General features: G+C 70.3%; 11 protein-coding genes. 4 read left to right on the top strand and 7 right to left on the bottom strand.

The annotated features are described in order from the left end of the window. Positions 1-26: 26 nt before the first annotated feature. The 3 genes from ACWD3I_RS41260 to ACWD3I_RS41250 all read right to left on the bottom strand — a co-directional run bounded on the left by ACWD3I_RS41260 (position 27) and on the right by ACWD3I_RS41250 (position 2,673). Entirely contained in the window at positions 27-788 is a 762-nt protein-coding gene (locus ACWD3I_RS41260) for an IclR family transcriptional regulator (protein ID WP_365397281.1), read from the bottom strand. Beyond that, positions 785-2,158 carry an alpha/beta hydrolase family protein gene (locus ACWD3I_RS41255; RefSeq protein ID WP_365397278.1) on the bottom strand — a complete coding sequence of 458 codons (1,374 nt, stop codon included), beginning with the start codon at positions 2,156-2,158 and terminating at the stop codon, positions 785-787. The genes ACWD3I_RS41260 and ACWD3I_RS41255 overlap by 4 nt, the downstream gene beginning before the upstream one ends. An 89-nt stretch (positions 2,159-2,247) precedes the next feature. After that, a complete protein-coding gene (locus ACWD3I_RS41250) occupies positions 2,248-2,673 on the bottom strand; it encodes a MarR family winged helix-turn-helix transcriptional regulator (RefSeq protein WP_365397275.1) in 426 nt (141 codons plus the stop codon). A gap of 220 nt (positions 2,674-2,893) precedes the next feature. Between ACWD3I_RS41250 and ACWD3I_RS41245 the strand changes: the two genes are divergently transcribed. Genes ACWD3I_RS41245 through ACWD3I_RS41230 form a run of 4 tightly spaced genes read left to right on the top strand, consistent with a single transcriptional unit; the run spans position 2,894 to position 6,675 of the window. Then, positions 2,894-3,811 carry an SDR family NAD(P)-dependent oxidoreductase gene (locus ACWD3I_RS41245; protein WP_365397272.1) on the top strand — a complete coding sequence of 306 codons (918 nt, stop codon included), beginning with the start codon at positions 2,894-2,896 and terminating at the stop codon, positions 3,809-3,811. A 2-nt stretch (positions 3,812-3,813) separates the two neighbouring features. Then, complete coding sequence (locus tag ACWD3I_RS41240) at positions 3,814-4,698, top strand: amidohydrolase family protein (protein ID WP_365397269.1); 885 nt, start codon at positions 3,814-3,816, stop codon at positions 4,696-4,698. Between the two features lie 10 nt (positions 4,699-4,708). Next, positions 4,709-6,223: an acyl-CoA synthetase gene (locus ACWD3I_RS41235; protein ID WP_365397266.1), complete on the top strand. Its 1,515-nt coding sequence runs from the start codon at positions 4,709-4,711 to the stop codon at positions 6,221-6,223. Further along, positions 6,220-6,675, top strand: coding sequence for a MaoC family dehydratase (locus tag ACWD3I_RS41230; RefSeq protein WP_046256236.1), 456 nt, complete (start codon positions 6,220-6,222; stop codon positions 6,673-6,675). Before ACWD3I_RS41235 ends, ACWD3I_RS41230 begins: the two co-directional genes overlap by 4 nt. Here the strand turns inward: ACWD3I_RS41230 and ACWD3I_RS41225 are convergent. The 4 genes from ACWD3I_RS41225 to ACWD3I_RS41210 are packed head-to-tail and all read right to left on the bottom strand — an operon-like array spanning position 6,666 to position 11,882. Further along, a complete protein-coding gene (locus ACWD3I_RS41225) occupies positions 6,666-7,496 on the bottom strand; it encodes a PaaX family transcriptional regulator (protein ID WP_365397263.1) in 831 nt (276 codons plus the stop codon). The genes ACWD3I_RS41230 and ACWD3I_RS41225 overlap by 10 nt on opposite strands. A gap of 23 nt (positions 7,497-7,519) precedes the next feature. Next, the gene (locus ACWD3I_RS41220) at positions 7,520-8,371 is read right to left on the bottom strand and encodes a hypothetical protein (protein ID WP_365397260.1); all 852 of its coding nucleotides are present in this window, start codon (positions 8,369-8,371) and stop codon (positions 7,520-7,522) included. Then, the gene (locus ACWD3I_RS41215) at positions 8,371-10,038 is read right to left on the bottom strand and encodes a PHP domain-containing protein (protein WP_365397257.1); all 1,668 of its coding nucleotides are present in this window, start codon (positions 10,036-10,038) and stop codon (positions 8,371-8,373) included. The genes ACWD3I_RS41220 and ACWD3I_RS41215 overlap by 1 nt, the downstream gene beginning before the upstream one ends. 20 nt (positions 10,039-10,058) lie before the next feature. Beyond that, entirely contained in the window at positions 10,059-11,882 is a 1,824-nt protein-coding gene (locus ACWD3I_RS41210) for a LamG-like jellyroll fold domain-containing protein (RefSeq protein ID WP_365397254.1), read from the bottom strand. Positions 11,883-11,902 lie beyond the last annotated feature (20 nt).

Below are 11,902 nucleotides of genomic sequence, written 5' to 3'. Positions count from 1 at the left end.
GCGCCCGGATTCCGCGGCCAGGAGGGTCACCCCGCCGCACCCACCTCCGGCCGCCACCCCGACGCCCGCGATATCCCCCGCGCCGCGACCCGCACCGCCGGCACCAACACCGGTACCTGTGCGTCGACCTGAGGCACCACGATCGACACCGCGGCCACCACCGCCCCGCCCGTTCCGCGTACGGGGGCGGCCACCGACAGGGCGTCGTCGGTGACCTGGCGGTCGCTCACCGCCACCCCCGTGCGCCGTACGTCGGCCAGGACCCGGCGCAACTGTGCCGGGTCGGTGATGGTGTACGGGGTGAAGGAGGTCAACGGGCCCGCGCAGTACCGCTCCTGGAACTCCGGGCTCTCGTGCGCGAGGAGGGCGAGGCCGACGCCGGTGGCGTGGAGGGGCCAGCGGGCGCCGACCCTGATGTGGACGCCGACCGACGAACGGCCCGACAGCCACTCGATGTAGACGACCTCGGCGCCGTCCCGCACGGCCAACTGCACGTTCTCGTGGGTGGCTTCGTAGAGGTCCTCCAGGTACGGCAGCGCGATCTGGCGCAGCGCGAGCCCGCGTGGGGCGAGCGCCGCGACCTCCCACAGCCGCAGTCCGACGTGGTACACGCCGGACTCGTCCCGCTCCAGGGCGCCCCACTCGGTGAGGGCGCCCACGAGCCGGTGGGCGGTGGTGAGGGTCAGCCCGGCCCGCCGGCTGATGTCCGTGAGGCTCAGTGCCGGGTGTTCGTGGTCGAACGCGGCGAGCACGGACAGCAGTCGGTCGGGCGCAGAGCGGAGGGTCATGGCCGGGCGTCTCCCGGGTGGGCGAGGTCGTACGGGCGGGGGTAGGCGGTGGGGCGGTAGCTCACGTAGCGGGGTTCCGTCGTGGAATCCTCTTGTGAGGCACGGGCGTTGAGGGCCTGCGGCGAGGCGTCCCAGCGGCCGGTGTCCAGGCGGGCTTCCAGGGTGCGCAGGGCGCCGATCGTCTCACCCGTGGTGAAGGTGCAGTGGCCGGGGCCGTCGACGTAGGCCTGGCTGAGCAGCCTGCCGGAGTGTGCCGCCGTGGCGGCCCGTCGGTAGGCGCTCTCGGCCTGGACGGGGATCAGCGCGTCGCCGGTGGTGTGGATGTTCAGCTGGGGGTCGGTGAGCCGGCCCGAGAGCGCGCTGGTCTGCCGCATCCACCGTACGGCCTTGGTGTCGGCGGATGTCCGGGGTGCGCGGTTGAGGGTCCCGAGGTCGGCGCGCAGGGTGAGTCCCGCCTCCTTGTAGAGCTCCGTCACCTCTTTGAACAGCGGGGACCGGGCGAGCATCGCCGTGTAGTCGACGCCCGTGTTCCAGGACATGTTGCCGCCCGCCCGGCTCTCGGCCTCCTGCCGCCAGCTGAAGGCGGGCAGACTCAGGAGGCCGGAGACCGCCGCGTACTGGTTGGCCTGCTGGGCGTTCCAGTCGGTGGCGGCCGGCTCGGTCTGGGAGGGGTCGTTGTAGCCGGGGATGTTGTGCAGGGCGGCGGCCAGCGCGATACGGGCCCGGCCCTCGGGCGTCCGCTGGGCGTCGGCGACCTTCGCGGAGAGCGCGTTCGCGGCACCGACGGCCGCCGACTGGTCGGCGAACCCGGTGAGTTGGATGTCGGCGTCCGGCGCGAGCAGCGTCTTGAGCGCGAACACCGGGTCCAGGGTGCTGTTCCAGTTCGCGACACCGCCCTGCACCAGTCCGCACATCGACAGCGAGCCGTCGAACCGGTCGGCGTGCCGCTCGGCGAGGGTCGTCGTGACGAAACCGCCGTACGACGTGCCCCAGGCGATGGTCTCCCTGGCCTTGCCGAACTTCTCCGTGAACAGGTCCAGCGTGGCCAGTTGGTCCGGCACGGCGTCCGTGATCGCCCAGCCGTTCGTCGCGTACGAGGAGCCGATCAGTGCGTAGCCCTCGTCGAGGAGCTTGGTGAGGGTGGCCGAACCGGGCGCGTTCTGCGCGGCCAGGGGTGCCCCGGCGGGTCGGTAGCCGTGGCTGTAGAGCAGCACGGTGCCGTTCCAGTCGGCGGGGACGTCCATCAAGTACTTGGCACCCGAGGGGAGTTGGCCATCGAGGTGGGTGTCCGTGGCGGCGGCCTGGGCGGGGACGGCGACGGCTGTGCACAGGGTCGCGGTCAGTACGGCGAGAGCGGTGGGGGTTCTCAACGCGGGGTCCCTTCCGATGCGGGGGCGGGAGTGCGGGACGCGAGTGAAGTTAGGCAACTCTCGTATTGCCGTCAATCACTTGCACAACATCAATTGATCCCGTCCTCCGTGATCCGCAGCAGCAGCCCGTGCAGGGCCTCCCGATCGGTGGCGTCCAGCGGGTCCAGGAGCTCGTTCGTCACCCGCCGGCCGGCCTCGTCGGTGTCGCGCAGGAACGCGCGGCCGTCCTCGGTCAGGACGACGATCCGGCTGCGGCGGTCGTCGGGGGAGGGGCGCCGCTCGGCGAAGCCCAGCTTCTCCAGGTCGTCGACCAGGCCGACGATCGCGCTCGGGTCGTAACCGAGCCGATTGCTCAGCTCGCGCTGCAGCGCGCCGTCGGAACCGGCGAGGAAGCGCAGCACCGCGTAGTGGCGCAGCCGCAGCCCCGACTCCTGCAGGAACGCGTTGAACAACTGCCCCGAGCGCAGCCCCAGGCGGTACAGCAGATAGCCCGCGTCGGCGTGCAGCCCGCGCATCCACGGCTCGTCCGCGTCGATCAGATTCGGGTTCGTGACGTGCTGGCTTGTGATGGCGGGCTCCCTGGGTCGGTCTGTCGTGCAGATTCCAGCATGACGCACCCGTAGGTCATCAACAACTATTGACGTCAACAATTATTGCTCTTAGCTTCGATCTCGGCAGCGGAGCCGCCCGGCGGCCTCCGCACCACCCGCATCAGCTCGTGAAGGGACTTCCCCCGTGCCCAGCATCGATCTCTCCGGCAAGGTCGCCGTCGTCACCGGCAGCGGCCGGGGCCTCGGCCTCGCCTATGCCCACGCCCTAGCCGCCCACGGGGCGTCCGTGGTCGTCAACGACGTCGACGAGGCGGTGGCCGAGGCGGCCGTGAAGTCCATCACCGAGGCCGGCGGCAGCGCTGTCGCCGAGGTCGTCCCCGTCGGCACCACCGAGGCCGCCGAGCGGCTCGTGAACAGGGCGGTCGAGGAATTCGGACGGATCGACATCCTGGTCACCAACGCGGGCATCCTGCGCGACAAGGTGCTCTGGAAGATGACCGACGACGACTTCGACGCGGTGATCACCACCCACCTCAAGGGCACCTTCACCTGCGCCCGCGCCGCCGCCGTCCGGATGCGCGAGCAGGGCGAGGGCGGCTCCCTGATCCTGGTCGGCTCCCCGGCCGGGCAGCGCGGCAACTTCGGGCAGACGAACTACGCCGCCGCCAAGGCCGGCATCGCCGCCTTCGCCCGCACCTGGTCCATGGAGCTGGGCCGCGCCGGCATCACCGTCAACGCGATCGTGCCGGTCGCCGCGACCGCGATGACCGAGACGATCCCCGCCTTCGCCCCGTACATCGAGGCCATGAGGAACGGCGAGCCGCTCCCCGACTTCCTCCGCAAGGGCGAGGGCTTCGGAACCCCCGAGGACTGCGCGGCCCTCGTCCCCTTCCTCGCCTCCGAGGCCGCCCGCGGTATCACCGGCCAGGCCATCGGCATCGGCGGCGACAAGGTGGCACTCTGGTCGCATCCGCAGGAGATCAGGACGGCCTACGCCGACGGCGGCTGGACCCCCGACACGCTGGCCGACGCCTTCCCGACGTCGGTCGGCGCCGAACTCCAGTCCGTCGGCATCCCGGCTCCCAAGTTCCCGGAGGCGTGACCATGGCGACCCTCAACGTCGAGGACCTCGTCGCGATCGACGTCCACACCCACGCGGAGGTGTCCTCCAAGGGCCACTCCTCCCTGGACGACGACCTGCACGACGCCTCCTCCGCCTACTTCAAGGTCGAGGGCAAGCGGAAGCCGACGCTTCAGGAGACGGCCGCCTACTACCGCGAGCGGAAGATGGCCGCCGTGATCTTCACGGTGGACGCGGAATCGGCGACCGGCACCGCGCCGGTCCCCAACGAGGAGGTCGCCGAGGCGGCCGCCGCCAACTCCGACGTGCTGATCCCCTTCGCCTCCATCGACCCCTTCCGGGGCAAGGCGGGGGTCAAGCAGGCCCGTCGCCTGGTCGAGGAGTACGGGGTGAAGGGCTTCAAGTTCCACCCCAGCATCCAGGGCTTCTTCCCCAACGACCGCTCGGTGGCGTACGACCTGTACGAGGTCATCGAGGAGACGGGCACGATCGCCCTCTTCCACACCGGGCAGACGGGCATCGGTGCCGGAGTCCCGGGCGGCGGCGGGATCAGGCTCAAGTACTCCAACCCCCTCCACGTCGACGACGTGGCGGCCGACTTCCCGCACCTCAAGATCATCCTGGCGCACCCGTCCTTCCCCTGGCAGGACGAGGCCCTCGCCGTGGCCACGCACAAGCCGGGCGTCCACATCGACCTGTCCGGCTGGTCGCCGAAGTACTTCCCTCCGCAGCTGGTGCAGTACGCGAACACCCTGCTCAAGGACAAGGTCCTCTTCGGCTCCGACTTCCCCGTCCTCACCCCCGACCGCTGGCTCGCGGACTTCGAGAAGCTGTCGATCAAGGACGAGGTCAAGCCGAAGATCCTCAAGGAGAACGCCGCCCGTCTGCTCGGGCTGACGAAGCCGTAAGGGGCCCCGCATGCGCAACGAGGGACTGGGGTCATGGCCCGCACGCCGGGCCCGCAAGACCCCGCACCGCACGGCTCTGGTCCACGGCGAACAGTCGACCGACTACCGCACATTGCATACACGAACCACGCGCCTGGCCCACGCCCTGCGCGCCAGGGGCGTCCGCCGCGGCGACCGCATCGCCTACCTCGGCCCGAACCACCCCTCCTACCTGGAGACCCTGTTCGCGGCAGGCACCCTCGGCGCGGTCTTCGTCCCGCTCAACACCCGACTGGCGGGCCCCGAGATCGCCTACCAGCTCGCCGACTCCGGGGCCAAGGCCCTCGTCTACGGGCCGTCCCACGCCGGGCTGGTCGCCGGCCTCCCGGGCAGCACCGACGTGCGCATGTACGTCGAGGTCGGCGCCGAGTACGAGGAGGCGCTGGCGTCGTCCTCCGAGGAGGCCATCGACCAGCCGGTCACCCCGGACGACACCTGCATCATCATGTACACCTCGGGGACGACCGGCCGCCCCAAGGGCGCCATGCTCACCCACGGGAACCTGACCTGGAACGCGATCAACGTCCTCGTCGACACCGACCTGATCGCCGACGAACGCGCCCTGGTCTCCGCCCCGTTGTTCCATACGGCCGGGCTGAACATGCTGACGCTGCCGGTCCTGCTCAAGGGCGGATCCTGCGTCCTGGTCGAGGCCTTCGACCCGGCGGCCACCTTCGACCTCATCGCACGGCACCGGATCACCTTCATGTTCGGGGTGCCGACGATGTTCGAGCAGGTGGCCCGGCATCCGCGCTGGGCCGACGCCGACCTCTCCTCCCTGCGGATCCTGACCTGCGGCGGCTCCCCGGTGTCCACACCGCTGATCGCCGCCTACCAGGAGCGAGGTCTCACCTTCCTCCAGGGTTACGGCATGACGGAGGCGAGCCCCGGCACGCTGTTCCTGGACGCGGAGCACGCGCTCAGCAAGGCGGGCTCGGCGGGCGTACCGCACTTCTTCAGCGACGTACGGGTGGTCAGGCCCGACCTCACCCCCGCCGACGTCGGCGAGACCGGCGAGGTCCACGTCCGCGGACCGCATGTCATGCCCGGCTACTGGGGGCTGCCCGAGGAGACGGCCGCCTCCTTCGCGGACGGCTGGTTCCGCAGCGGGGACGCCGCCCGGGTCGACGAGGACGGTTACGTGCATATCGTCGACCGCATCAAGGACATGATCATTTCCGGCGGGGAGAACGTCTACCCCGCCGAGATCGAGGACCTGCTCCTCTCCCACCCCGACATCGTCGAGTGCGCGGTCATCGGCGTGCCGGACGACAAGTGGGGCGAGGTGCCGCGCGCGGTGGTCGTGCCCCGGGAAGGCGCCTCGCTCGACGCCGACGAGGTGCTCGCCGCCCTCTCCGGCCGCCTCGCCAAGTACAAGATCCCGAAGTCGGTGGTCATCGCGGACGAACTTCCGCGCACCGCCTCCGGGAAGCTCCTCAAGTCCCGTGTCCGTACCCGGTACGGCAACAGCGAAGGAACCTCATGAGCATCACCGTGAACGGCATCGACGAACTCAAGAAGCTGGCGGGCAGCGACCTCGGAACCAGCGAGTGGATAGAAGTCACCCAGGAGCGCATCAACACGTTCGCCGACGCCACGGGTGACCACCAGTGGATCCACGTCGACCCGGAGAAGGCCGCCGAGGGGCCGTTCGGCGCCCCCATCGCGCACGGCTATCTGACCCTCTCCCTCTTCATCCCGCTCTTCACCGAGCTGCTGGACGTCCAGGGCGTCACGACGAAGGTCAACTACGGCCTGAACAAGGTCCGTTTCCCCTCGCCGGTGAAGGTCGGCTCGCGCATCCGTCTGGTCGGCAGGCTGGCCGAGGTCGAGGACGTCGCGGGCGGGGTGCAGATCACCGTCGACGGCACGATCGAGATCGAGGGCGGGGCCAAGCCGGCGGCCGTGCTGCAGAGCCTGTCCCGCTTCTACGCCTGATCAGGGCGTACGGGCACCAGGTCGAGGAGACGTTCCGAAGCGTCCCGCGCAAGCGGAGTCAGCCGCTCGTGCACCGCGCGGAACGTCTTCTCCGCCTGCTCGGCCGGCCAGTCGTCCGGCAGGTGCTTGACCGGCAGCCGGGGGTCGCGGCGGATGACCCGCAGCCACTCCGCCTGGAGCAGCAGCCGCTGAGCCAGGGCCTCGTCGGCTTCCGGCGCCCGGGTTTCCCAGGGCTGCCAGCGCCGTACGAACTGCCCGTAGCGCTCGGCGAGTTCGGCCAGCTCCCAGGTCTCCTCGATCATCGCACCGATGTCCATGCCGGTGTCGGCGTGCGCGCGGAAGACCTTCACATGGGCGGACAGGCCCAGGTCGGCGACGAGTTCCGCGACGTCGACCTCGCCGGGCGCGATCCACAGACCGCTGAAGAGCGGGCCGAAGCCGCTCCAGGTGAGCTTGGAGCGCAGGTCATGGCGCTGCCGCTGCCAGGACTCGGGGAGCGAGAAGCCGAGCAGCGTCCAGGTGCCGTCCCACTGCCGGTTGACGGCGCCGGTCTGCCAGATGCGCCGCTCACCGTCGCGCAGCACGGCCTCCGAGTGCTCGGTCAGCCCGAAGTACATGCGGCGGCCCTCGCGCTGGCGGCGCAGCAGGCCGCGGTTCACCATCCGCGTCAGCGTCGAGCGCGTCGCCTGCTCGCCGATCCCGGCGCGGGCGAACACGTCGATGACGCTGCCCGAGTACACGCACACGTCACGCCCGAGCACCTGGTCGCCCAGGAACGTGAGCATGAGGGACTGGGGCCGCAGCGACTCTTCCGTGGTCACGCGGCCACCGTACCTCGCCCCGATCAGCCTGTGACCTGCCGGTACGAGTACACCGCCGTGCTCACCGCGCACACGCCCGGCGGAATCATCTCCGCGCGGAGAGTGCCGCTGTGCGCGTCGTGGTCGACGCCCTCCGTCTCGAAGGTGCCCGTGCAGACACTGCGCTGCGGCAGGGCGAACAGACTCTTCACCGTTCCCGTGACCGGCTGCCCGTCGAGCCTGCGGGGCAGGTCGACCTGGAGCAGCGGGCGGATCTCGGGGAACAGCGTGCCCGTGGCGTCGTTCGAGGCGCACACCAGCCGGGTGTCCGTCACGAAGTCGCAGCCCTGGATGTCGCGCACCGGCTTGTCCAGGGTGATCTGCCAGGCCTCCTTCAGCGCCCCGCCGGTGGGCGGGGTGGCCGGGTTGAGCAGGGGAGCGGGGAAGACCTGGAGTCTGTTCTGGTCGCCCCACTCGCCCGACACCAGCCACTGCCCGTCCGGCGAGACGGCCGCGAAGGAGTTGTTCAGCTTCTCGCCCGGGTTGAGCCGGTGGACGTACTCGTAGCGCTTCCCGGCCGGTGTGGTGACCGCGAACATCTTCGACGTGGCCGTGTCCGGACCCTGGTAGGCGTCGAACGTGTACCCATGCGCGATGTCCGGGTCACCGACGTGGTTCCAGCCCTTGAGCCGCAGGTCCAGCGGGATGTCGGTCAGCCCCCGGTACAGCAGCGAGCCGTCCGCGTGGCTCGCCACCCCCTGGCCGCCGCCGAGCGTGTCCGTGTACGCGGTGCCGGTCTCGACCCAGTGGGGTTCACCGGTAGCGGACGCGGTGCCCGCCGCTCCGAGCGCGAGTGATCCCCATAAGCAGCCCAGGGTGAGGAGATGACGCTTCATCAGGCACCTGCCACGTCGATGAATACGGGGTTGGCATAGAACCACGTATCCGCCCACGGGTCACCGTTCCCGGGCTCGTGCGGGATCGGACCGTTCGGGTCGATCGAGGCACCGAGGTACCCCGCACCATGGCGGTTGCCGTCGCTGCCGCGCAGCCGGACGTAGAAGGACTCGTCCCCGGCGGTCAGCGGGATGCGCAGGGTGTACGTCCCCTTGCGGCCCGACACGTCCTTCGTGTGTACGACCTTGGTGTCCGGCGCCTTCCAGCTGTCCCGGTCGGTGACCGCGCCGCGCACCGCACCCCGGATCACGTCGACATGCCGGAGCTCGGGCAGGATGCCCTGCGCGTTGGGGCGGGAGGCGGTGGTGACGGTGACGTACAGGCTGATCCTCTCGCCCTTGCGGACACGCAGCCGGCCGCCCAGCGTGACGCCCCGACCGGCGTCGCAGTCCCGCTTGACCCGTACGTCGAGCCCGTCGAGCAGATGCCCGTGGTCCAGCCAGACACGGCCCGCGCGCAGGCCCGCCATGACGGCGCGGTAGCCGTAGCGGGTGACGCCCACGTGGGTGCGGCTGAACTGGCCGGGCCAGAAGTCGCTGCCGGGCTGCGGGGTGTCGGTGTTCACCGGGTCGGGGAGCCTGCCGGTGTTGTCGAAGTTCTGGCCGGCCGGCCAGTCGCCGTTCTTCCAGGTGTCGAAGACGGTCCGGTGGTTGTCGGAGTTGGTGGTGATCGAGAACAGCCTGCCCTCGGCCAGCAGCGCGTCCCACAGCCCGCCGACGGTCGCCGTCGCCCAGTCGAAGCCGCCGTAGGTGAGGTAGGCGTCCGCCGGATAGCCGGACCAGGACTGGGCGGACGGCTTGTTCTCGTACTCGCCGCGGATCGAGGTCGTGCCGCGCCAGCCGGGGATGGCCGCGCCCTGGGCGCCCGGTGCACCCTCCATGCCGATCATGATCTCGGGGGCCGCGTCCCGCCAGTTGCGCATCTCGTGCGGGGAGTCGATGCCGAGGCGGAGGGGGTGGTTGGCGAGGACGAGGACATCGTCGACATACCCCGAACGGCGCTGCTCGGCCAGCCACTTGATCGCCTTGACGGCGTGCGCCTCGTTGCGGGCGGTGTCCGCGCCGCCCGCGGAGCCGTCGGTGTAGCCGAGCAGCTTGCCGTCGTAGGCGAGCTCGAACTGCGTGAGCAGGTCCACCTCGTGGGGGCCGGGCGCCGCGAACACCGTGCAGTGCTCGGCCGCCGGGATGTACCACTCAAGACCCTGGAAGATCAGCTGACGCGGGTTCTCCGCACGCGCCTCGAGGATCTCCTCGTGCTCCAGCTTCGCGCCGTAGGAGGCATGTCCGAAGTTGGAGTGCTCGTTGAACACCATCCAGTCCAGGCCGTACTTTGCGGCGGCCTTGGCCTGCTGGGAGAACGTGTACTTCGCGTCGTGGCTGTAGACGGAGTGGACGTGGTGGTCGCCCACCAGATACGCCAGGCGCGGGTCGTCGCCGCCGAAGCGCTGCGGGGAGGCGGCGGCGGGCACGGCGGCCGAGCCGAGCGTGAAGGCGGCGCCGAACAGGCCCGCGCGGCGCAGGAGTCCGCGCCTGGACAGCCCTTGCGGATCGAGTGCGGCGGGCGAGACGGAAGGGTCGGCCCAGTCGGGCAGTTGCTGCTCGGTCATGGTGATCCTCGAGAAGGGGGTCAGTGCGTCATGAAGGAGGTGACGGGCAGCGCCCGTTCGACGACGCGGACGTCACCGAGGCGTCCGTGCAGGATCTGGTCGATCTTCCCGCCGTACTCGTATCCGCCCAGCAGCCAGGGGAGTCCGACGGAGGCGATGCCGATCGAGGTGGCCTTCGGATTGCGGACCACGGGGCAGCCCTCGACGTAGAGCGTGGTGTGCCTGCCGTCGTTGACGACCGCGAGGTGCCACCAGGTCTCCAACGGGGTCTCCTGGCCCCAGTTGGTGGCGATGCCCTGCTGGTTGAGGGGGCGCATCGCCCACTGCGGCTCGCGGTCGTTGGACAGCGACAGTGTGGCCAGCGGCTCGTCGGGGTCGTCGCCCGTCTTGCCGGCGGCGCCGCCCGTGCCGGTGCGGCTGACGATGCCGGACCAGGCGTGATGGGAGGGGTCCCAGTCGGCGGGGAGCCGGTAGAAGGCCTCGATGGTGTAACCGGCCTTGAAGGTCGCCGAGTTGATCGGGGCGCCGTCGACCGTGCGCAGATACGCGCCCTTCAGCGGGGACTTGTAGCCCTGGAACTCCAGGCTGCCGTGCCCGGGTTGATCGGGGTGGTGGTCGGCGGACCAGCCCAGCGTGCCGCCGCCGACGGTGACCAGGGAGAGGTCGTTGCCGCGGCCGGACAGGTCACGGACGGTGTCCTTCGCCGCCGACTCGAAGCGCCAGTAGGCCAGCGTGCCGGGTATCAGCAGCCGTGACACCGGACGCTCCGCCCGCGCGGGCACCGGAGCGAAGCCGGAGAACCGTTCGGCGAAGTCGACCTCGACCGTGAACCGGTCGGCGTCACCGCTGAGTTCGATCTCCTGCCGCTCCAGCTCGTTGAGACCCTTCCCCGCCCGGCCCAGGATCCACGGCGAGACCGTCTCGACGTCGATGACGTTGCGGTCGAGGTCGAAACGGTAGAGGCGGATCATCGCCGCGCCGCCGAAGTAGCGGTTCTGGTAGTTCGTCAGATGGAGGTGGACGTCATGTCCCGCCGCGTTCTCGCGGGTTGCGCGGCCGGCGGGCCAGTAGTGGCCGTTGAGGGTGAGGAAGATCTGGTCGTGGTCCTCGATCAGCCGGTCCCACAGCTGCTGACCGTAGTCCGACAGGGTGTCGTCCTCGACGACCAGTTCATGGGTGGTGAGGACGACGGGTGTCCTCGGGTGCCGGGTGAGGACGTCCTTCGCCCACGCGTACCCCTTCGCCGACAGTCGCCAGTCCAGCGCCAGGACCATCCACTCGCGGCCCGCGGCCTGGAAGAGGTGGAAGGTGTTGTATCCGTCGGAGGAGGCTCCGCCGTAGGTGGAGCTGCCCTTGAACCGGTCCGGCCCGAAGGCGTCCAGATACGGCGTCGAGCCGCGCTGGTCGTCCGTCGACGACTTCACGTCGTGATTGCCGGCCAGGACGCTGTAGCCGACACCGCGCCGGTCCAGCAGCTCGAACGCCTCGCTGATCGCGGCGACTTCGGCCGCCGCACCGTTCTGTGTGAGGTCGCCCAGGTGGGACAGGAAGACGAGGTTCTCGTCCTTGCCGTGCTCCAACAGGTAGCGCAGGGACGCCTCGACGGGTGCCTTGTCGATGCTCGGCCCGTCGAAGAGGTACTGCGTGTCGGGCATCACCGCGAGGGTGAAGCGCCGGCTGTCGGTGTCGGGCCGCCAACGGCTCTGCGTGGCGGCCTCGGCCACGCTCGGCAGCGCGACGCCGGCCGTGGCGGCGGCGCCGAGCAGCGCGGTGGCCCTCAGGAAACTGCGGCGTCCGGCGCCCGCCTGGGCATGCTCGGACCCGTGCTCATGCGAAGTGCACACGTGTGCTCCGTAAAAGGGGT

The sequence above is a fragment of the Streptomyces sp. NPDC002817 genome (assembly GCF_053592055.1).
This window is presented reverse-complemented; position numbering and strand designations above follow the sequence as displayed.